This window comes from Xanthomonas sp. XNM01 (assembly GCF_014851915.1).
Taxonomy (GTDB): Bacteria; Pseudomonadota; Gammaproteobacteria; order Xanthomonadales; family Xanthomonadaceae; genus Pseudoxanthomonas.
Genome location: NZ_JACVAP010000007.1, coordinates 1 through 21,132 on the forward strand (window position 1 = coordinate 1; position 21,132 = coordinate 21,132).

Annotated in this window: 19 protein-coding genes and 2 pseudogenes; 14 read left to right on the forward strand and 7 right to left on the reverse strand. The window is 71.7% G+C overall.

Annotation, left to right across the window (positions count from 1 at the left end; all coding sequences use genetic code 11):
• A pseudogene (locus tag IB242_RS18850) lies at positions 1 to 124 on the reverse strand (IS110 family transposase); the annotation flags it as partial.
• Between the two features lie 24 nt (positions 125 to 148).
• Here IB242_RS18850 and IB242_RS20580 point away from each other — a divergent pair.
• Positions 149 to 628: a hypothetical protein gene (locus IB242_RS20580; RefSeq protein WP_225540861.1), complete on the forward strand. Its 480-nt coding sequence runs from the start codon at positions 149 to 151 to the stop codon at positions 626 to 628.
• A gap of 420 nt (positions 629 to 1,048) precedes the next feature.
• Positions 1,049 to 1,429: a VOC family protein gene (locus IB242_RS18855; protein WP_192283191.1), complete on the forward strand. Its 381-nt coding sequence runs from the start codon at positions 1,049 to 1,051 to the stop codon at positions 1,427 to 1,429.
• Between the two features lie 193 nt (positions 1,430 to 1,622).
• Here the strand turns inward: IB242_RS18855 and IB242_RS18860 are convergent, their stop codons facing one another.
• Positions 1,623 to 2,762 (reverse strand): metallophosphoesterase, encoded by a 1,140-nt coding sequence (locus IB242_RS18860; RefSeq protein WP_343237175.1) that lies wholly within the window; start codon positions 2,760 to 2,762, stop codon positions 1,623 to 1,625.
• Positions 2,763 to 2,968: 206 nt separating this feature from the next.
• On the opposite strand from IB242_RS18860, the gene IB242_RS18865 reads away from it, so the two are divergent.
• Positions 2,969 to 4,141, forward strand: coding sequence for a GAF domain-containing sensor histidine kinase (locus IB242_RS18865; protein WP_192283194.1), 1,173 nt, complete (start codon positions 2,969 to 2,971; stop codon positions 4,139 to 4,141).
• Positions 4,142 to 4,242: 101 nt separating this feature from the next.
• Here the strand turns inward: IB242_RS18865 and IB242_RS18870 are convergent, their stop codons facing one another.
• From IB242_RS18870 to IB242_RS18880, 3 genes are all read right to left on the reverse strand, one after another.
• Positions 4,243 to 5,193 carry a DMT family transporter gene (locus IB242_RS18870; RefSeq protein WP_192283196.1) on the reverse strand — a complete coding sequence of 317 codons (951 nt, stop codon included), beginning with the start codon at positions 5,191 to 5,193 and terminating at the stop codon, positions 4,243 to 4,245.
• 36 nt (positions 5,194 to 5,229) lie between these two features.
• Complete coding sequence (locus tag IB242_RS18875) at positions 5,230 to 6,015, reverse strand: AraC family transcriptional regulator (RefSeq protein ID WP_192283198.1); 786 nt, start codon at positions 6,013 to 6,015, stop codon at positions 5,230 to 5,232.
• A 254-nt stretch (positions 6,016 to 6,269) separates the two neighbouring features.
• Entirely contained in the window at positions 6,270 to 6,425 is a 156-nt protein-coding gene (locus IB242_RS18880; RefSeq protein WP_225540862.1) for a hypothetical protein, read from the reverse strand.
• 508 nt (positions 6,426 to 6,933) lie between these two features.
• Between IB242_RS18880 and IB242_RS18885 the strand changes: the two genes are divergently transcribed.
• The 6 genes from IB242_RS18885 (at position 6,934) to IB242_RS18910 (ending at position 14,846) form a co-directional block, all read left to right on the forward strand.
• On the forward strand, positions 6,934 to 8,274 hold the full coding sequence (locus IB242_RS18885) for a sialidase family protein (protein WP_192283202.1): 1,341 nt from the start codon (positions 6,934 to 6,936) through the stop codon (positions 8,272 to 8,274).
• Positions 8,275 to 8,391: 117 nt separating this feature from the next.
• A complete protein-coding gene (locus tag IB242_RS18890) occupies positions 8,392 to 11,100 on the forward strand; it encodes a TonB-dependent receptor (protein WP_192283203.1) in 2,709 nt (902 codons plus the stop codon).
• A 153-nt stretch (positions 11,101 to 11,253) separates the two neighbouring features.
• Positions 11,254 to 12,495 carry an ATP-binding protein gene (locus IB242_RS18895; protein ID WP_192283205.1) on the forward strand — a complete coding sequence of 414 codons (1,242 nt, stop codon included), beginning with the start codon at positions 11,254 to 11,256 and terminating at the stop codon, positions 12,493 to 12,495.
• 1 nt (position 12,496) lies between these two features.
• A complete protein-coding gene (locus IB242_RS18900) occupies positions 12,497 to 13,042 on the forward strand; it encodes a response regulator transcription factor (protein ID WP_192283207.1) in 546 nt (181 codons plus the stop codon).
• Between the two features lie 533 nt (positions 13,043 to 13,575).
• A complete protein-coding gene (locus IB242_RS18905) occupies positions 13,576 to 14,283 on the forward strand; it encodes an SCO family protein (protein WP_192283209.1) in 708 nt (235 codons plus the stop codon).
• 17 nt (positions 14,284 to 14,300) lie between these two features.
• On the forward strand, positions 14,301 to 14,846 hold the full coding sequence (locus IB242_RS18910) for a copper chaperone PCu(A)C (protein WP_192283211.1): 546 nt from the start codon (positions 14,301 to 14,303) through the stop codon (positions 14,844 to 14,846).
• A gap of 83 nt (positions 14,847 to 14,929) precedes the next feature.
• Here IB242_RS18910 and IB242_RS18915 read toward each other — a convergent pair whose 3' ends face one another.
• Positions 14,930 to 15,568 carry a response regulator transcription factor gene (locus IB242_RS18915; RefSeq protein ID WP_192283213.1) on the reverse strand — a complete coding sequence of 213 codons (639 nt, stop codon included), beginning with the start codon at positions 15,566 to 15,568 and terminating at the stop codon, positions 14,930 to 14,932.
• Positions 15,565 to 16,816, reverse strand: a pseudogene (locus IB242_RS18920) (histidine kinase). The gene IB242_RS18915 and the pseudogene IB242_RS18920 overlap by 4 nt, the downstream one beginning before the upstream one ends.
• Between IB242_RS18920 and IB242_RS18925 the strand changes: the two are divergent.
• The 5 genes from IB242_RS18925 (at position 16,815) to IB242_RS18945 (ending at position 21,124) form a co-directional block, all read left to right on the forward strand.
• Positions 16,815 to 17,237, forward strand: a complete 423-nt coding sequence (locus tag IB242_RS18925; protein ID WP_192283217.1) for a DUF2141 domain-containing protein — start codon at positions 16,815 to 16,817, stop codon at positions 17,235 to 17,237. The pseudogene IB242_RS18920 and the gene IB242_RS18925 overlap by 2 nt on opposite strands.
• A 36-nt stretch (positions 17,238 to 17,273) precedes the next feature.
• Positions 17,274 to 18,797, forward strand: a complete 1,524-nt coding sequence (locus IB242_RS18930) for a carotenoid oxygenase family protein (RefSeq protein WP_192283219.1) — start codon at positions 17,274 to 17,276, stop codon at positions 18,795 to 18,797.
• Positions 18,798 to 19,138: 341 nt separating this feature from the next.
• Positions 19,139 to 19,660 (forward strand): hypothetical protein, encoded by a 522-nt coding sequence (locus tag IB242_RS18935; protein WP_225540864.1) that lies wholly within the window; start codon positions 19,139 to 19,141, stop codon positions 19,658 to 19,660.
• Complete coding sequence (locus tag IB242_RS18940) at positions 19,657 to 20,409, forward strand: NIPSNAP family protein (RefSeq protein ID WP_225540865.1); 753 nt, start codon at positions 19,657 to 19,659, stop codon at positions 20,407 to 20,409. The genes IB242_RS18935 and IB242_RS18940 overlap by 4 nt, the downstream gene beginning before the upstream one ends.
• Before the next feature lie 31 nt (positions 20,410 to 20,440).
• Positions 20,441 to 21,124 carry a YafY family protein gene (locus IB242_RS18945; RefSeq protein WP_192283221.1) on the forward strand — a complete coding sequence of 228 codons (684 nt, stop codon included), beginning with the start codon at positions 20,441 to 20,443 and terminating at the stop codon, positions 21,122 to 21,124.
• Positions 21,125 to 21,132 lie beyond the last annotated feature (8 nt).

The window sequence follows — 21,132 nt, forward strand, 5'->3', positions numbered from 1 at the left end:
CACGGTCGGTTTTGTTCCCGCGGACATAAGGCCGCACGTCGCGCGGCGGCAGCAGCCGGACCGCATGTCCGCAGGCCTGGAAGCGACGCCCCCAGTAGTGCGCGCTGCCGCAGGCCTCCATCACCACTTAATTCAAGCGTTAGGCCGCATGTTCCTACCGATCCAGCTTGTTGGACTTACAAGCAGCGACTTGGCCGACTACCGCGGCAAGAAGGTCTCGCGCATTGCGTGGCCGGCGTCGCAGTCATCCGATTGCTCGTGGCATCTCGAGCTGATCTGGATAGACGGCACGGCTTGGACGATGCGCAGTGTCCCGACAATGACGGAGTCGGGACATGAGATGGGATCGCTTAGAGTGGAGCGGATCCTTGCCCGCCTTCTGCCGATGGAGTTCGCTAAGGAGGAGGTGAGCATCGATGACTTGGAGATTGCGTCCGTCATGATCGGTACCGCATCGGAAGCGGGAGTGAGATCCGATTGCGGCATCTCGTTGGTAGATCGCGGCGGTAGTGGGTTGGCTGTTGTAACAGCACCTGCTACAGGAGCTGTCGCAGTTTTTTGGCTTGGAAAGGACCCTCCAGCAACGGAGTTCTTGCTCTCAGACTTTGTGTGGAGGTCCCTTCAGTGATCGTTGTCCCGCGGCATCCGGCTGCGTGCGGCCTAACAACGCCGTAAGGAGCTTCCCGTCAACTCCGGATGCATGATCGCCTCGCCTGAGCTTTGAGGCTTTTGCTTGGCATTGTTGTCGTGGATGTTGCGGTGGTGCCACTCGCCAGAGTGATGGGCGATCACAGCGTTGCCAGATTGCATGTCCTTAATCGGTCTTGTCGGATTGGTGTTTCTGATCCAGACCAGAATAAGAAAATCGCAACCGAATGCCTCTCTCGTTCATCGGATTCGCTCATGCACGGGGATCAGCCGTGTCAGCGGTGGCGTCACTTTGTGAGTCAGGCTCGCTCAGTGCCGCTATTCCACAGCCCAGTCGCGTCGTAAGCTGAGTCGAGTCGTCGGGCGTACTCAACCAGGCACGTCACCCGTGGAGATGGCCATGCAGCGTGTCACCGGAATCGGCGGGATCTTCTTCAAGTCGGCAGACCCCAAGGCGCTTGGCGCCTGGTATCGGGAGCATCTGGGCCTGGATGTCGCCGACTGGGGTGGCGCGATCTTCCCGTGGGGCGGCGCCGGCAGTGCGCCAGGCATGACCCTGTGGAGTCCGTTCGCGCAGGACACGGACTACATGGCGCCCGGCACCGCGTCGTTCATGATCAATTTCCGGGTCGCGGATCTGGATGCGCTGCTCGTCGCGCTGCGCGCCGAGGGGTGCAACGTGGTCGACAGGACCGAGACCTCGGAGCAGGGCCGGTTTGGCTGGGTCATCGATCCGGAGGGCAACAAGGTCGAACTCTGGCAGCCGCCGGCCGGGCAGTAGCCCGGCGCCGCTCGGCTGACCGCGCACTCCGGCCAGCGTCGCCCGCAGCCCGGGCAACGCCTGTGCAGCGCATTGCCGAACGGCATGGATGAAGACGGCGCCGCCATCGCGCGCCGATGAGCCGGCGACGCGGCGCCACTGCGCTGCTCTCCGGCCGCGCTGACGTGTGGCACCGGAGCGCGACGGCCCGGCGTTACTGCTGCTGGTTCCGCACCGAGCGCAGCGTGATCACGGTGATCTCCGACGGCACGCCGATGCGCGAGGCGAAGCCCGGCCACAGGCCGGCGCCGTTGCTGACGTAAAGCTGCATGCCGTCCACCTGGTACAGGCCGGACACGAAGCCGCCGTTGGCACGCCTGACCAGCTGGTCCATGCCGACGATGTGGCCGCCATGGGTGTGGCCGGACAGCTGCAGGGCCACGCCGCGCGTCGCATTGGCGCGTGCCGCGGTGGGGCGGTGGTCGAGCAGGATCACCGGCGCGGACGGGTCCGCCCCTTCCAGCGCCACGTCCAGGTCGGGCGGCGGCTGCAGGTAGCGCACGGCCACCGGATCGGTGACGCCGACGATGGTCAGCGCCGCACCGGCACGGCGCAATTGCAGGTGGCTGTTCTCCAGCACCAGCATGTCCAGCGCGCGGAACGCCTGCATCCAGTCGTAGTACTGGCTGTAGTACTCGTGGTTGCCGGTGATGGCGATCACCCCGTCGGTGGCGCGCAGATCGGCCAGCGGACGCACGTCGTCGGCGCGGGCGGTGGTGCTGCCATCGACCAGGTCGCCGGTGATGACCACCAGGTCCGGGTGTTGCGCATTGCCGGCGGCGACCACCTGCGCGACCCAGTCGCCGGTCAGCAGGCGGCTGGCGTGGATGTCGGTCAGCTGCAGGATCCGGTAGCCGTCGAACGCGGCGGGCAGCCCGGCGATGGTCACTTCCACCTGGCGGACCTGCGGCACCGCCATCGCCTGCCAGGTGCCGTACAGCGACAGCAGCAGCGCGACGCCGGCCGCGCCCGGCCGCAGCATCGGCCGGCGCAGGACCGCGACCGCCGCCTTGCGGCGCAGCGCCCACAGCAGCAGGGTCAGCAGGTCCAGCGCCAGCACGAACAGTGCGGTCAGCAGCAGGGTGATGAAGCCGGTGCCGAGCGTGGCGATGGCCAGCGCCGGGATCTCGGGCGAGGCCATCGTGCCGGCGAAGCTGGCGACGATGCGGTGGTGCAGCGCCATGCCGTAGACGGCCAGGGCCAGCAGCAGGCGGACCGGAACCGGCAGCCGCAGCGGCCACACCACACGGATGACGAGGAACGACGCAAGAACGACTGCAATGACACTCAGCACAGGACATCCCGGAGCATGGAACAGGAGCGACCCGCGGGGGCGGGGCGACGTGGGCCGGCCATGGTCGGCGATGTGGATGCCATGCGCCAGCGCGGGCGGGTCCGCCAGCGGGCGCCGCGGCGAAGCGGTGCCCGCGCATGCATGCCATGAGACCGCGTCCGCCCTGTGGGAACGTGCGACCATGCGCGGCCTCACAGGGATCCTCAATGCACCAGCCCGCACCGAAACTGCCCGGCCCGGCCGAGGCCAAGCGCGTCGCCGCGCTGCACGCCTACGGCATCCTCGACACGCCGCGCGAAGCGGTGTTCGAGGACATCACCCGGATCGCCTCCAACGTGTGCGGGACGCCGATCGCGGTGATCAACCTGGTCGATAGCGAGCGGCAATGGTTCAAGGCGGAGATCGGGCTGGGCGTGCGCGAGACGCCGCTGGATACCTCGATCTGCGCCCACGCGCTGCTCGAGCACGAGTTCCTGGAGGTGCCCGACACCACCTGCGATCCGCGCTTTTCCGCCAATCCGCTGGTCACCGGCGCGCCCGGCCTGCGCTTCTACGCCGGCGCGCTGCTGAAGACGCCGGACGGCCAGCCGCTGGGCACGGTCTGCGTGCTCGACGTGGTGCCGCGCACGCTGAGCGACACCCAGGCCGAAACCCTGCGCGCGCTGGCGCGGCAGGTGATGGCCCAGTTCGAGCTGCGCCGGATGCTGGCGGCCTCGGAGGAGCTGAACGCGCATCGGGCCCGGGTCCTGGCCGCGGCCGGACACGACCTGAAATCGCCGCTGCGTGGCGCGATGTACGCGCTGGGCAAGGCGGCGGTCGGCGCCAGCGAGGCCCAGCGGCAGGAACTGGACGCCGCCCAGGCCGACCTGGACCTGATCCGCTACAGGCTCGGCGAACTGATCGGCGCGGCGACCGGGCACGCCGGGGTGTCGGCCCCGGCGCTGGTGCCGACGCCGGTGCAGCCGGTGTTCGATGCGCTGGCGCGGTCCTGGCAGCGGGCCGCGGCCCGGCGCGACATCACCCTGCGCTTCCATCCGAGCGATGTCGTGGCCAGGACCAACGCGACCCTGCTGGAGATCGTGCTGGGCAACCTGGCCGGCAACGCGATCAAGTACACGCCGCGCGGTGGCGCGGTCGACTTCCAGTGCGTGCAGGATGCGGCCGGGGTGCGGATCGAGGTCGCCGACACCGGCATCGGCATGGATCCGGACGCGGTCGAAAGCTATTTCTGCGCCTTCACCCAGGCCGAGCCGGCCTCGGAAGGGCTGGGCGTTGGCCTGTGGATCGTGCGGCAGACCGCGCATGCGCTCGGCGCCGGAATCGGGGTGAGCTCCAGCCTGGGGCGTGGCACCCGCGTATCGGTGACGCTGCCGGCCTGAGCCGGCCGGCGCCGGTCGGCCCTCGCTGTGCTGCGCGGATCACGGATGGGCCGTCCCGCCTCGTGCGCCGGGCATCGCGCTGGCAGGGCCCTCGCCGACACTCAGTGCGCGACCACCTGCTGCAGCGTCGGCCGGCGGTGCGCGGCCAGGCAGGTGACCACGCTGGCGATGGCCAGGACGAACGCAGCGGCTTCCAGCAGCGTCGGCCAGCGGGCGTCCCACAGGAAGCCGTAGACCAGCGCGAACAGCGTCTCGAACAGGATCATCTGCCCGACCAGGGTCAGCGGCAGCAGCCGGCTCATCCGGTTCCACAGCGCGTTGCCGATGATCGAGGCGACCAGCGCCACGCCGGCGGACACGCCGATCAGCTTGGCCCAGGCCGCGCCGTTCTGCGGTTCGGGTGACAGCAGCACCGCCAGCGGGATCAGCGCCACGGTCAGCAGGGCGGTGACCAGGCCGGTCAGCAGGTTCCATTCGTGCACCGAGACGTGGTCCAGCCGCACCAGCCAGCGGCTGTTGCCGACCGCGTAGCAGGTCCACGACACCAGCGCGCCGACCGCGCAGCCCAGGCCGAGCAGCTGCCGCGACACCGAGCCGGACGCCGGCATCGCCAGCGCCTGCCAGCCGATGCACAGCGCGCCGGCCACGCACAGCGCCAGCGACGGCCGCAGCCGGCGCAGCGGCACCGCCCCCTGGTCGCGGCTGCCGACGATCGTCACCGCCACCGGCAGGAAGCCGATCACCAGCGAGGTCATCGCGATGCCGCCGCTCTGCACCGCGGCCGACAGCAGCAGGTAGTAGACGACGTTGCCGGCCAGTGCCAGCCACACCAGCGCCAGCCATTCGCGGCGGCCCAGCCGCGGCAGCAGGCCGCGCAGCAGCGGTGCGATCAGCAGCGCCGAGAACAGGCCGTAGAACAGGTAGCGGCCGATGGTCAGGTGCAGCGGACCGAACTCGTGGACCAGCGCCGGCGCCAGGAACACCAGGCCCCACAGCGCGCCGGCACCGATGCCACAGGCCACGCCCACCACGGTGTTGTTGCTGCCTGCCATGCCGGCTCCGGACCTCGGGAAGGCGCGCAGCGTACGTCAGCCGGATCGGCCGGTCTTGTCCGCGTCTCGCCTGGTCTGGGCCTGCTCTCCTGCCTGGCGGCGGTAGGCCGCCGGCGTCGTCCCGGTCGCATGGCGCATCGCGCGGGTCAGCGCGCTCTGGTCGGCGTAGCCGTGGCGCAGGGCGATCTCGGCGATCGGCAGGGTGCTGCCGGCCAGCAGCTGCCGTACCCGCGCCAGCCGCAGCGCCGACAGCCAGGCATGCGGCGTCTGGCCCAGCTCCTGCTGGAACAGCGCGTGCACGCGGCTGGCGCTGAGGCCGAGGTGCGCGCCCATCGTCTCCACACTCCACGCCCGGCCGGGCGCGGCCTCGATCGCCGCGACCAGGCCAGCCAGCCGCGACCGTGGCCGCGGCGCATCGCCGAGCAGGGCATCGATGAGCAGCGGGAGCCACAGCGCCAGCCGCTGCGGCGCCATTGCGCCGCGGGCCAGGACATGGCCCATGTAGTCGACCAGGCTGCCGGCCTCGGCGTCCAGCGGCCGATAGGGACGCAGCGCGAGGCGCTCCAGCACGCTGTCTTCCAATGCCCGCTGCGGCAGGTCCAGGATCAGCGCGCGGTTGACGTGCCGGCTGACCTGGTCGTGGCGCGCGCCGGCTTCCACGTAGGCGGCGGTGCTGCGGTCGACCACCGCCTCGTGCCCAGCGATATCCATGCTCAGCTGGCCCGCCAGCGGCAGCACGATCTGGGCGAAGTCATGCCGGTCCACGGTGCTGTCGGCGCCGTAGGAACGCACGTGGATCAGCGGATGGACGGCGGTCGCCATGGGTCAGGTGCCGGGGGAGAGCGACGGCTGGAGGGCCGCCAACCTGCCGCATGCTAGGCCGCGCGCGTGCACGCCGCCATCACACGAAAGCATGGGGTCGGCGCGGTGTCGGCACCCGGACCGGGCCGGTCCTGGCACGCCGCCACGTGGCGAGCGCGTTGTCACGGCGCGCACGGCAGCGGCGCACGCCACGGACCCTCACCGGCACGGAACGGCCGTGTCCGTCGTCGTGATCCGTCGCCGGGGCGTCGCGTTCAGCCGCCGACCAGGCCGCCCCCCGCCTTCCCGGGCAGCCCGTCGTCGTCTTCGTCCGGCGCGTGATCGGGATCGGCGGCGGCGTCCAGGTCGCCCAGCTCCGGGTTCAGTCCGCCGGCGGGCGGATGCGGATCGGTGTCCGTGCCTGGCTGCACGCGCTGTCCTGCGGGACCCGTCCGTTCGGTTTGATCTGCGTCGCGCGCATCGTCGCGCGCTGGATTGTGTGGGCGCATCGCTGTGTCCTCGGGTGCGGATGCGGCAGCGTGACCGGCGCTGCGTGATGCGCGTGCCTGCGGGGGGCACTGCGTCTGCGCGGGAACGCGCGGGATCCGGCATACACGTCGGCGCGGTCGCCGGCGCCGCGGCCCCTGCCTCGACGTGCGGTGGCCGATGACCGACACGATCGCGGGATCGCGGGATCGCGGGTGCGGCGCCGGCCGGGCCTCCATGCCGGCACCGTCGTGGCGCTGCGGGCGCGCCCGATCCGGACCGCCCGCGCTCCGCGCCGGCCACGCGACGCCGGCCGCGTTCCCGTGCCGTCCGAGCCCGGATGCGTCACACCGTGCTGCCGCCATGGCCGCGGCGGGAGGTGCGACAAAACGCCGCAGTGCCCGCAGCGGACCCCGCGGTACCCTGTCGCGCATTGCCCGGCGAGCCCCTCCGATGTCCCTCCGATCCGCGCGCTGCGCCGTCAGCCTGGTGCTGCCCGTCCTGCTGCTCGCCGCCTGCCAGCGCGATGCCGCCCCGGCCGACGCCGCCGCCTTCAGCCGGGTCGACGCCTGGACGCTGCCGGTGCAGGGCGAAGCCGCCCATCCCGACCTGACCACCACCCCGGCCGGCGACCTGCTGCTGGGCTGGGTGGAACCGGCCGGCGACGGACGGCACGTGCTGGCGCTGAGCACGAGCGCGCCGCGGATCGAGGCGGGTGCCTCGCCGTGGACCCCGCGCATGCGGGTGGCGGCAGGCGACGACTGGTTCCTCAACTGGGCCGACACGCCGCACGTCTACGCGCTGGAGGACGGCTCGCTGTGGGCGCACTGGCTGCGCAGCACCGGCCCGGCGCGGATGGACTACGGCATCGACCTGGTGCGCTCCACCGATGGCGGCGCGACCTGGTCGGCGCCGCAGATGGTCAACCTGGAACGCTCCAGGGGCGACCACGGCTTCGTGACCTTCTGGCGGCAGGGCGCCAGCCAGCTCGGCATGGCCTGGCTCGACAGCCGCCAGCGTGCGGCCCTCGCTGCGCGCACCGCCAACAGCGAACAGCCCGGTGCAGGACACGATGCCCATGCCCATTCCGCAGCCGACGGGCACGTCGCCCATCACGGACACGGCCGCGACGCGATGATGCTGCGCGCGGCGATCCATGACGGCACGGGCAGCAAGGTGCAGGAATGGCCGCTGGACGACTCCACCTGCGACTGCTGCACCACGTCCTCAGCGATGACCGACCGTGGCGTGGTGGTGGTCTACCGCGGGCGCAGCAGCACGGAGGTGCGCGACACCCGCCTGGTCCGCCTTGAAGGCGATGCCTGGACCGCGCCGCGCGATGTCCACGCCGACGGCTGGCTGATCGCCGGCTGCCCGGTGAACGGGCCGGTGGTCGCCGCCGAGGGCAACACGGTGTGGGTGGCCTGGTACACCGAAGCCGATGGCGTGCCGGAGCTGCGCGCCGCGCGCTCCGACGATGCCGGCGATACCTTCGCCGCGCCGGTGACGGTCGCGAAAGGCGGGCCGGTACTGGGCCGGGCCAGCATCGCGCTGGCCGACGACCACGTGCTGGTGAGCTGGCTGGAGGAAATGCCGGACCAGTCGCAGCGCATGCTGCTGGGCCGCTACGACCGTGCGCTGGGCAACGCGCGCCGGATCGAGGCCGGCACCCTGGCCGCGCGCGGCCGCGCCAGCGGCATGCCGCGCCTGGCGGTGGCCGGCGATGCGGCCTGGCTGGTCTGGACCGACGTGCGCGACGGCGCGCCGGTGCTGCGCGGCGTGCGCGCGCACTGAGGCGGTCTGCGACATTCGGTCGCAGGGGCAGGCGCGGGACGCGGCGCTAGAGTGGCCGCGCCATGGGGACCGGCGACAGCGCGGACGTGGCACCCCCACTTCCGAAGAACGCATCGCATGTCCATCCAGCATCCGCTCGCCCACGCCATCGGCGCGCTGCTTTCGCTCGCCTGCCTGCAGGCCGCCGCCCAGTCGCTGCCGGCCGCCGATGCCGGCGCCACCACCACGCTTGACACGGTCACCGTCACCGGCAGCCACATCAAGCGCGCGCAGATCGAAGGCGTCGGCCCGGTCGCGGTGATCGACGCCGAGGCGATCCAGCGCTCGGGCGCGACCTCGGTGGACGTGCTGCTGCAGCGGCTGCCGGCCTCGGCCGGCTTCGCCGGCAACCAGACCAACGCCTACTGGACCAGCAACGGCTACGGCACCTCGCAGGTGAACCTGCGCGGGCTGGGCATCAACCGCACCCTGGTGCTGCTCAACGGCCGGCGCGTGGTCAACGGCGGCACCGGCGCCAACAGTTCGGTCGACCTCAACGCGATCCCGGTCGCGCTGATCGAACGCATCGAGGTGCTGAAGGACGGCGCCTCGGCGATCTACGGCGCCGACGCGGTGGCCGGCGTGGTCAACATCATCACCCGCCGCGATGTCGAAGGGCTGGAGCTGGGTGTGCGTTACGGCCAGACCACGCACGGCGACGGCGAGGACACCGCCTACGATCTGATCTGGGGCTGGCAGGGCGAACGCGGTTCGCTGACCACGCTGCTCAGCCATGCGGAGAGCAAGGCCGTGCCGATGGCCAGCCGCGCCGCCTGCGGGCTGGGCGAGGTCGATGGCGCGCTGCAGTGCGTCGGCAGTTCGGCCACCATCGGCGGCCGCGCGCTGCTGGCGGACGGGACGATGGTGAACTTCAACCAGACCCCGGGCGGCGACGGCGACTTCTACGAGCGCTACGCGGCCAAGCACAACTTCAATTCCAACGCGATGCTCAACGCGGTCAATCCGATCAGGCGCACTAGCGCCGGCGTGTTCGGCGATGTCGCGCTGGGCGAGGACCTGCGGCTGTTCACCGAGCTGCTGTACACGCAGCGCCGGTCCAACCAGATGGCCACGCCGGGGTCCATCGGCCAGTACCGGCCGGTGGTGCTGGAGGCCGACCATCCGACCAATCCGACCGGGCAGCGCCTGACCCTGCAGCGGCGCCGTCTGGCCGAGGCCGGCCCGCGCGATTTCTACCAAGAGACCGACACCTCCCGCGCCGTGCTCGGCCTGGAAGGGCGCTTCGGCATCGGCTGGGAATGGAGCACGGCGCTGAACTGGGGCCGGACCGAAGGCGTCGACGGCTCGACCAATGTGGCCGACCTGCTCAAGGTCGCGCGGACGCTGGACACCACGCAGTGCAGCAGCACGCCGGGCGCGGCGATCCCCTGCGCCGACTACCTCGGGTACGGCGACGTCAGCCGCGAGGTGCTGGACTACATCCTGTTCACCTCGCGCGACACCGGCGGCAACGAACAACGCGCCTTCACCGCCAACCTCAACGGCCCGCTGTTCGAACTTCCGGCCGGCTGGGTCGGTTTCGCGACCGGCGTGGAGATCCGCAGGGACCGCGGCTGGCGCCATCCCGATCCGCTGATCCAGGCCGGCATCGCCAACAGCAACGCGCAGGACAGCGTGGAGGGCGAGTACACCGCACGCGAGGCCTTCGTCGAGCTGGCCGTGCCACTGCTGCAGGACCAGACCTGGGCGCGCGACCTGGTGTTCAACCTGGCCGTGCGCCACTCCGACTACGACCTGTTCGGCGCCGACACCACCTACAAGCTCGGCCTGGACTGGCAGGTCACGCCGGGTTTCAAGCTGCGCGCCAACCGCTCCACCGCGTTCCGGGTGCCGAACGTGCCCGAGCTGTTCGGCGGGCTGAGCGAAGGCAACCTGGTCACCGCCGACCCGTGCAGTGGCTGGAGCGCGCGTGCCGCGACCGACGCGGTGTACCGCAGCTGCCAGGCCGCCGGCGTGCCGGCCGGCTACGTGCAGCTGGGCAACACGGTGCTGACAACCACCGGCGGCAACATCGCCCTGCAGCCGGAGGATGCGCGCACGCTGACCATCGGCGCGGTGTGGACCCCGGCGTTTGCCGGTGGACTCACCGTCACCGTCGACTACTGGGACATCCGCATCGACAACGCGATCCAGAGCGTGGCCGGCGGCACCAAGCTGGCGCTGTGCCATGCCACGCCGGAACTGTCGCATCCGTTCTGCGGCGCCAGCCACGTCACCCGCAACCCGCTCACCGGCGAGATCGACTTCCTGTCCTCGCAGCCGGTCAATGCCGCCAGCGAACGCGCCAGCGGCGTCGACCTTGGCCTGCTGCACGCATTCGCACTCGGCGACTGGCAGCTCGCGCTGGACTGGGATGTCAGCTGGCTGCGCCGCTACGACCTGGTGCCGTATCCGGGCGGCCCGACCATCGCCTATGCCGGGCTCACCACGGGTGGCCGCGGCAGCTACCCGGAATGGCGTTCGCTGGCCTCGTTGTCGGCGACGCGCGGCGCCTGGTCGGGTGCGTGGACGGTCCAGTACATCGGGGCGGTCGACGACATCAACGCCGCCCCCGGCGACATCGGTGCGCATGCATCGGCGGTGACCTATCACAACCTGGTCATCGGCCATGCGGTGAGCGAGGCGCTGTCGCTGTCGCTGGGCGTGGACAACCTGTTCGACCGCAGGGCGCCGTTCGTGCAGAGCTATACCGACGCCAACACCGACACGATGACCTACGACCTGCTGGGCCGGCGCATGTACGCGAAGCTGAGCTACCGCTGGTAACCGGCCGCTGTCGGCCGGCCGGTTACCAGCGCATCGGCACGGACCGGCCGGCGATGCGGGGCGCTCGGGCGTCGCCGCGACCCGGCCGCGCCTGCCCCGGCTGCGACACTCTGTCGCAGATCGTCGCCGGCATCGGCTCCCTATAATCGGGCGATGACCCCGAGCAACGCCGCCTTCCTGCGCCTGCTGTCCAATCTCCGCTGGATCGCGATCGCCTGCCAGGTCGCGACCGCGACCGTGGTGATCGGTCCGCTCGGGCTGTCGGTGCCGACCCTGCCGCTGTGGGGCGGGATCGGCGCGCTGATGCTGTTCAACGTGTATGCGGCCTGGCGCACCCGCCACCCGCGCGAGACCTCGGCGGCCGAGGCGTTTGCGCACATCGCCGTCGACGTGGCGGTGCTGACCTGGCTGATCGCCTGGAACGGCGGCATCGCCAATCCGTTCACCTCGCTGTTCCTGATGCCGATCGCGTTCGCCGCGCTGGCGCTGCCGCTGCGCTGGATGTACGCCACCGCCGCGCTGTGCGGGCTGGGCTACCTGGTGTCGATGCTGGTCGGCGTGCCGCTGCCGCATGCGCACGGCGCCGCCGCCAGCGGCTTCGACCTGCACCTGTGGGGCATGGTCGTCAACTTCGTCATCTCCGCCGGCGTGGCGCTGTACTTCCTGTCGCGTCTGGCCACGGCGATCCGCGACCGCGAGCAGGAGCTGTCGCTGCTGCGCGAACGCTTCGCCCGCAACGAAGGGATCATGGGCCTGGCCACGCACGCGGCCTCGGTGGCGCACGAGCTGAACACGCCGCTGGGCTCGATGACGCTGATGCTCGACGACCTGATCGACCAGGAGCAGCGGCCGGACGTCGCCGACGAACTGCGTGGCATCCGCGCGATCGTCGACGTCTGCCGCGACCGCGTGCAGGAACTGGCGCTGCCGGCCAACGCCATCGACGGTGACGGCGACGCCAGCGGCGCGATGGAGATCGAGGGCGTGATCGACCGCTGGCTGCTGGTGCGGCCGGCCGTGCAGCTGGTACGCGGCGGCAGCATGGCGCCGCAGCAGCGGGTGCCGGTGGCGATTGCGCACCTGCTGCAGGTGCTGCTCAACAACGCCGCCGATGCCAGCCAGGCGGCCGGGTCGGCGCGCGTGGACCTGCAGCTGGACACCGGCCCGGACGGGCTGCGCGGCAGCATCCGCGACCATGGCGCCGGCCTCAGCGAACAGCGCACCTTCCTGCCCGGCACGCTGTTCTCCAGCGGCAAGCCCGGTGGCCTGGGCATCGGCCTGGCGCTGAGCCACGCCACGGTCGAGCGGCTCGGCGGTACGCTGTCGATGCGAGCGGCCGACGATGGCGAAGGCCTGTGCGTGGAGTTCGTCCTGCCACTGCGGATGGAGCGCTGAGATGCACACGGGCCTGCTGGTCGACGACGACGTGGTCTACCTGCGCACGCTGAAGCGCTCGCTGGAGCGGCGTGGCTTCACCATCGCCACCGCCGCCGACCGCGCCGAGGCGATCGCGCAGGCGCAGGCCGCACCGCATGAATTCGTGCTGGTCGATCTCAAGCTCGGCGCCGAGTCCGGCCTGGACCTGATCGAGCCGCTGCGCGCCGCGCTGCCGGACGCGATGATCGTGCTGGTCACCGGCTACTCCAGCGTCGCCACCGCGGTCGAGGCGATCAAGCGCGGCGCCGACGACTACCTGCCCAAGCCGGTCAGCGTGGACACCATCCTGCGCGTGCTCAGCGGCGGCCCGGCGCCGGACGAGGACGTCGAGCCGGCGATGACGCCGTTCAGCCGGATCGAGTGGGAACACATCCAGCAGGCGATGCAGGAGACCGACGGCAACGTTTCCGCCGCCGCGCGTCTGCTCGGCATGCACCGGCGCACGCTGCAGCGCAAGCTGGTCAAGCGGCCGTCCGGCGCGCAGGGCGGCGATATCGGCGGCTGACCGCAGGCGCCGGCCTGCACGTCCGCCGCGGCGACGGCCGCGGCCGCGGCCTGCGGTGCCACGCGCTCCTCGCTGGAGCGCGTGCCTGTCCCGGCGCTCCGGGGCGTGCAGCGGGCAATGCGTTCGGCCGGGGCGATCCACCGGCGCAGCGTCGTCGCCGTGCGATGCGTGGGCATCCAGCAGACGGGTGGCCATCATCGGTTGCGTGCGTCCCGCGCTGCGCCTGCCGACCGATGGGAGCGTCGATGCAGCGGTCAGCGAAGCAGCCGGGATCCGGCGCATGGCCGCTCCGGTCCGCCTGCAGGAGGGACCGCGTCCGATCATCGGCGTGCTGGGTCTGCCACGGCAGCGGGTCATGCATGGCAGGCCTGCTTCCGGACCGCGGCACGGGGTGCGACATTCGGTCGCAGGCCACCAGGAGGCCCCGCGGGCGACACTGGCGGTTGCCCGATGCCGGTCGGCGTGACCTGATGGTCGCGGCGCCGCGCAGCGGGCAGCCCCCTGCGAAGCCCCGTCGTCGAGGTCACCGTCCCATGCATCACACCGCTCCGGCCTGTCCGGATGTCGCGTGTGCGCGTTCCGCGCAGGCGTCCGTTCCCGCCCGCCCTCCCTTCCGGCCGCTGCTGCTGGCACTGGCCGCACTGTGCGCGCTGCTGCTTGCCGGCTGCCGTCCTGCCGCACCTGCCCAGCCAGGGGCCGAGGCGTTCCGCGGCGTCGACCTGAGCCGCCGCGGCAGCGAGCGCCAGTTCCAGCTCGAGGACGCCGACGGCATCCCGCGCACGTTGGCCGACTATCGCGGCAAGGTCGTGCTGCTGTTCTTCGGCTTCACCCGCTGCCCGGACATCTGCCCGATGTCGCTGGTGCGCGCAAAGCAGATCAAGGAGACGCTGGGCGAGTCCGCGCGCGACCTGGAGGTGCTGTTCATCAGCCTCGACCACGAGCACGACGGCGCCGCGCTGCTGAAGACCTACGTGGACGCGTTCGACCCCGGTTTCGTCGGCCTGCGCGGCAGCCGCGAGCAGGTCGATGCCGCGGTCGCCAGCTTCGATGCGGTGTACATGAAGGTGGACATGGGCGCCGGCTACTCCATCGACCACAGCACCTGGACCTATCTGATCGACCGGGATGGCAAACTGCGCGTCGGCCTGCGGCATACGCAGCCACTCGAGGACTTCGTCGCCGATGTCGGCCACCTGCTGGCCGCACCGCGCGCGGTGCCCGCCGTTACCGAGGAAGGATGACCCCGATGTACCGAACCGTGAACAGACCCCACTGGATTCCCGCAGCGTCGCTGCTTGCGCTGGCGCTGCTTGCCGGCTGCTCCGGCGGCCATGACGAGCATGCCGCGCACGCCCCGGCCGCCAGCGGGGCCGCACCCGCACAGACCGCACCGGCCCAGGCCGAAGCCGGCATCGCGGTGCGCGATGCGTGGATCCGCCTCCCGCCCCCCGGTGCGCCGGTCGCCGGCGGCTACATGACGCTGCACAACGGCGGCCCGCAGGACGATCGCCTGCTCGCCCTGCGCACGTCCGTCGCCGACCACGTCGAGATCCACGAGATGCGGATGGAGGACGAGGTGATGAAGATGCGCGAGCTGACCGACGGGCTGCCGCTGCCGGTCGGGCAGGACGTGGTGCTCGCTCCCGGCGGGCTGCACCTGATGTTCATGCAGCCGGTGGCCGACCTGCAGACGCTGCAGCAGGCCGAGGTGACCCTGGTGTTCGAGCAGGCCGGCGAACGCACGGTGCGCTTCCGCATCGGCGCCGACGCCGGTGGCGACGGACACGCGCACGCCGCGCATTGACGATCCGGGGCGCCGGGTGGGCCAAGGCCTCGCCCGGCGCCACGCCGGCGCCGCAGCGACGGCCGGCTGGACGCCGCGTCGGCTCAGATGATCCGCAGCGTGATGGCCTTCAGCACGGCGCGGGTGCGGTCGCGGGTGCCGAGCTTGTCGAGGATGTTGGACACGTAGTTCTTCACCGTGCCCTCGGCCAGGAACAGGCTGCGCGCGATCTCCTTGTTGGAATAGCCGCCGGCGAGCAGGCGCAGGATCGCGACCTCGCGCTCGCCGAAGGTGTCGGTCGGCGGGGCCTCGTCGTGGAAGCGATAGCGCGCGCGCACCGGGTCGGTGCTGACCGGCTGCAGCAGGGTGTCGCCGGCGGCGACGCGACGGATCGCATCGTGCAGGTCTTCCGGCGCGGCGTCCTTCAGCAGGAAGCCCTGCGCGCCGGCCTCGCTGGCGCGCAGCAGCAGGTCGCTGTCGTCGAAGGTGGTCAACAGCAGCAGCGGCGTGGCGTCGCCGCGTTCGCGCAGCAGGCGCAGCGCCTCGATGCCGTCGATGCCGGGCATGCGGATGTCGCTGAGCACCACGTCCACCGGCTGCTCCAGCAGGCGGTCGAGCAGGGCCTGGCCATCGTCGGCCTCGAACACGACGACAATCCCCAAACCCTGCAGCAGCGCCCGCAGGCCGGCGCGGACCAGCGCCTGGTCGTCGGCCAGGGCGACGCGGATCGCAACCCCGCTCATGCCGGCAGCCTCGCGGTCAGGTGCATGCCGCCGCGTTCGGTCCTGGCCAGTTCCAGCTGCCCGTGCAGTTCGGCCAGGCGCTCGCGCATGCCGGCGATGCCGTTGCCTTCGCGGATGCGTTCGCCACGCTGGCCGTCGTCGCGGATGTCGATGCGCAAGTGGTTCTCCTCGGTGGTGATGTCCAGCCAGACGGTATCGGCGTCGGCATGGCGGGCGGCATTGGTCAGCGCTTCCTGGGCGAAGCGCAGCACGGTTTCGGCGACCAGCGGATCGGTGACGCGCACGTCGCTGGCGATGCCCAGCTGCAGCTGCGGGCGTGGAAACGGGGCGGCGAGGGCGCGCAGTGCGGTGGCCAGGTCCAGGCCGCGGTCGTCGCGCATCGACTGCACGACGCGGCGGATGTCGGCCAGCAGCTCGGCCGACAGCTGTTCGGCCAGCACGATCTCGCTGCGCCCGGCCAGCGCCGGATCCACGGTCAGCGCACGCAGGTTGATCCGCATCGCGGTGAGCTTGTGCCCGGCCACGTCGTGCAGCTCGCGCGACAGGCGCAGGCGTTCGGCATCGCGCGCGCTGTCGGCGAGCAGGGCGCGGGTGGCGAGCAGATCGGCATTGACCCGGGCCAGGTCGTCGCGCGCACGTTCTGCGCTGCGCGCGTAATGCGCGGTCAGCGCGGCGAAGGCCTGGAAGCCGCCGTTGATCATCACCAGCAGCAGCGGCTTGCTGAAACCGGCGTCGTGCAGCAGCAGGTACAGGGCGGTGTTCAGCACGATCGCCGCGGCCAGCACCCGCCGCGGCGGCCACAGCATGCCGAGCTGGGCGATGACCACCACCAGCAGGATCGGCGTGGTGCCGATGCGTGGCTCCAGCCAGACCATCAGCAGCGCGACCGCCGCCTGCGCGGCGATCGCCGCGGCACGCAGGCGGCCGCGTTCGGTCAGGCGGTCGTGGATCAGGAACAGCGCGACGAAGGTGCCCAGCAGGCTCCAGCGGACGAGGGTCTGCCGGCCCGGCTCGAAGCCGAGCGACAGGCCGATGGCCAGCACGGTGACCAGGCCGGCCAGGCTGAGCGGGCTGATGAAGGAGCGGGGACGGGGCGACATGACGACATGCTGCACGGCGCCGTGCGCGGGCGGCAATGGGGCGGGTGCACAAAGTGACTTCCGGCACCCCGGATCGATGACCGGCGGCCCTGATCGGCGGCAGCGCCGCTGCGCAGACTGGCTCCACACCCAACGGAGACGCCGCCATGCACCGCACCGCCCTGATCGCCGCTGCCCTGTCCGCCGTGATGCTTGCGTCCGCCGCCCACGCCGCCGAGCTGCGCGTGACCCTGCACGACGTGCGCGTGCAGACCGGGCACATCAACGTGGCCCTGGTCGACGGCAGCGCCGGCTGGGACGGCAAGGCCGCGCCGGTGCAGGCCCGGCAGCTGGCACCGTCCGGCGACACCGCGCAGGTGGTGTTCAAGGATCTGCCGGCCGGCGACTACGCGGTGATGGTGACCCACGACGAGAACGGCAACGGCCAGTTCGACAGCAACGTCCTTGGCATGCCGGTCGAGGGCTACGGCTTCAGCAACAACCCCAACGTGATGCGCAAGCCGACCTTCGACGAGGCGCGCATCGCGCTGCCGGCCGCCGGCGCCGCGATCGACGTCACCCTGCGCTGAGCGCGCATCGCCCCTTCGAACCAGACGAGGCCCGCCATGGATCGCCGCCGCTTCCTCCGCTCCCTGTTGTCCGGCGCCACCACCGCCGTGATCGGCGCCACCGCGCTGCGCAGCTTCCCGGCCCTGGCCGGCGACCCGGCGCGCTTCGCCGACGGCCTGCGCGACGCGCCCTGGCTGGCCGGCTGGCGCAGCGTGACCAGCGAGACGCTGGGCCCCGCCACCGTGCAGGTGGAAGGGCGCCTGCCCGCCGGCTTCGGCGGCACCCTGTACCGCAACGGCCCGGCCTGGACCGAGCGCAACGGCTTCCGCTACGAGCACTGGTTCGATGGCGACGGCATGGTCCATGGCTGGCGCTTCAACGGCGATGGCACGCTGACCCACCACGCGCGGATGGTCGCCACGCCCAAGTTCACCCGCGAGCAGAAGGCCGGGCGCTTCCTGTACATGAGCGCGGGCACCACCGTTCCGGACATGCAGCCGGTGCGCAACAACGACGACGCCAACACCGCCAACACCTCGGTGACGATGATCAATGGCCGCCTGTTCGCGCTGTGCGAGGCCGGCTCGGCGTTCGAGCTCGACCCGGACCAGCTGTCCACGATCGGCCCGGTCACCTGGCGCCCGGACCTGGCCACGGTGCCGTTCTCCGCGCATCCGCTGGTCGACCGCGACGGCAGCGTCTGGAACTTCGGTTCGATCGCGCTGATGGGCGGCGCCGGCATCATGATCTGGCACATCGGCGCCGATGGCGCGCTGCGCAGCGCCAGCGTGCTGGACACGCCGATCTTCGGCTACCAGCACGCCTTCGCGATGACCGACCGCCACCTGGTGTTCGTGCTGCTGCCGTTCGACTACGGCGACACCGGCGGCACCTTCTTCGAGCGGATGCGCTTCGCCCCGCAGCGCGCCTGCCGGATCGCGGTGGTGCCCAAGGACGCGCCGGACACCGCGCAGTGGTTCGAGGCCGATTTCGCCGCGATCTACCATTTCGGCGACGCCTACGAGCGCAACGGCGAGATCGTGCTGCGCGCCGTGCGCCACGACGACATCGACCGTGCCCATTCGGTGATGCGCGAGGCGGTGGCCGGCGACGCCGCGCACGCGGTCAACTCGCCGTCCACCGTGCTGCAGCTGCGGCTGGACCTGCGCAGCGGCGGCGCGCGCTGGGAGGACACCGGCTTCGGCGGCATCGAGTTCCCGCTGTTCGACGCCCGCACGGCCGGCGACCGCGGCGCGCGCCTGTACGCGCCGACGAAGGAAGGCGGGGCCACCGCGCCGTACTTCAACGCGGTCGCCTCGTTCGACCTGGAGCGTGGCCGGCGCCGTGCCTGGCGCTATGGCCAGGACGTGCTGGCCGAGGAGCATGTGTTCGTGCCGCGCCCCGGCAGCCGCGATGCCGACGACGGCTGGGTGGTCGGCACCCTGCTGGACGCGAAGACCCAGCGCAGCGGCATCGCCGTGCTCGACGCGCGCCGGATCGAGGACGGCCCGCTGGCCCAGGCCTGGCTGCCGTACACGGTGCCGCTCGGCTTCCATGGCTGTTTCGCCCAGCGAGCCTGAACCGGCCGCGGCCCGACCCGCGCTGCAGCGCCGGCTGCGGCACCTCGGTCGCAGCCGATGCGGCCGGCGCCGACCCGGCCGCATCGGCACCGGCTGCGCGGACCGAGCGGGCGCCGCCGTGCCGGGAAGCGCCGCGCCAGGCGAGATCGCCCAGGTCGCCCGTTGCATCCGTCTTCGTCGCGATCATGTCGAGGCGATGCGGCGATCGGCCAGTGGTTTCCCATCTTCCGGTCCGGCCCACAGCCGCAGCGACACCTCCGCTCCGGACGCAGCCTGCTGACACCAGGCTGTCAGCAGCCCCCCGCGATCCTGTCGGCCACGTCACCGACAGGGAATGCCGCATGACTCCGCAGGCACAGGGCCCGGCCAGCGCACCGGCCACACCGCAGCACGGCGCGCACGACGGCCGCCACGATTTCGACTTCCTCTACGGGCGCTGGACGATCCGCAACGAGCGCCTGCGCGAGCGCCTGGCCGGCAGCGACGACTGGGAGGAATTTCCGGCCACCGGCGCCTGCTGGCCGGTGCTCAACGGCGTCGGCGACGTCGACGAGTTCGTGACCGACTGGGAGAACGGCTTCCGCGGCATGACCCTGCGCCTGTTCAACCTGAAGACCCGGCGCTGGAGCATCTACTGGGCCAGCAACCGCGACGGCGTGCTGGAGGCGCCGGTGGTGGGCCGCTTCGAGAACGGCGTCGGCACGTTCTACGGCCGCCACACGCTGCGCGGCCGGGCGGTGCTGGTGCGCTTCGTCTGGTCGGGCATCGCGTCCGGCCGCGCGCTGTGGGAGCAGGCGTTCTCGGTCGACGACGGCGCCAGCTGGGAAACCAACTGGCGCATGCATTTCACCCGCGCCGCATGAGCGTCATGCCCGTCCCGGTCGCCCCCGCGGATCCGCCGGTGGTCGAGCTGCGCCGCTACCGGCTGCATCCCGGCCGTCGCGATGCGCTGATCGATCTGTTCGAACGCGAACTGCTGGCGCCGCAGGAGGCGCTGGGCATGCAGGTGCTCGGGCCGTTCCGCGACCTGGACGATCCCGACCGCTTCGTCTGGCTGCGCGCATTCCCGCGGATGGACATGCGCGCCGCTGCGCTGGACGCCTTCTACCGCGGCCCCGTCTGGCAGCGGCACCGCGGCGACGCCAACGCGACGATGATCGATTCGGACGACGTGCACCTGCTGCGTCCTGCCTGGCCGGATGCCGACCTGGAGCGCTTCGTCGCCGGCGCCACGCCCGCGGCGCCGAACGCGCTGCTGGCGGTCACCGTCTGTCGCCTCGGGGTGATGCCCGGTGCGGGGGAACTGCGGTTCTTCGCGCAGCGGCTGGTCCCGGCGCTGGCGGCCATCGGCGGACGTCCGTTCGCCTGCCTGGCCGGCGATCCACGCGACAACGCGTTTCCCGCGCTGCCCGTGCACGACGACCGCCGGGTCCTGGCCTGGTGCACGTGGTTCGCCGATGCCGCTGCGCACGGGCGGCATCTGCAGGCGCTGGCCCGGCATGCCGACATCGGCGATGCGCTGCGGTCGGTGCTCGCCGCACCGCCGGAGGTGATGCGCCTGGCGCCGACGACCGGCAGCCACCGGCAGGGGCGGGCGGCGCATGCGCGTTGAACGCCCCCGTCACGGCACGCGATGATGCCGCATGCGCCGCGCCGACCGCCTGTTCTTGATCGTCCATGCCCTGCGTGGACGCCGCTCCGCCCTGCCGGCGCGCGCGCTGGCCGACTCGCTGCAGGTCTCGCTGCGCACCGTCTATCGCGACATCGCCGACCTGCAGCTGTCGGGCGTGCCGATCGAGGGCGAGGCCGGGGTCGGCTACGTGCTGCGCAAGGGCGCGGACATTCCGCCGCTGATGTTCAACGCCGATGAGCTCGAGGCACTGGTGGTCGGCACGCGCTTCGTACGCGCGTTCGGCGGCGCACGCCTGGGGCTCAACGCCAGTGCCGCGCTGCTGAAGATCGAAGCCGCGTTGCCGCCCGAACTGCGCGAGCGCGCGGCGCGCATCCGCATCTATGCGCCGGACCTGGGCGGGCGCTTCGAAAGCAGCGGCATCATCGACCGGCTGCACGCGGCCATCGAGCGGCGCGAGGTGCTGCGCTTTTCCTACCGGGACCAGCAGCTGGCCGAGACCGAGCGCGAGGTCGAACCGCTGTGCCTGGCGTTCTGGGGCGGCAGCTGGACCCTGGGCGCGTGGTGCAGGATGCGCGCGGATTTCCGCAGTTTCCGTCCGGACCGGATGGGCCCGCTCGCCGCCGCAGGCGAGATCTTCGAGGACCGGGCCGAGCGCGGCCTGGAGGCGTACATGCGGGCGATGGCGGTCGACTGAGCGGGCGC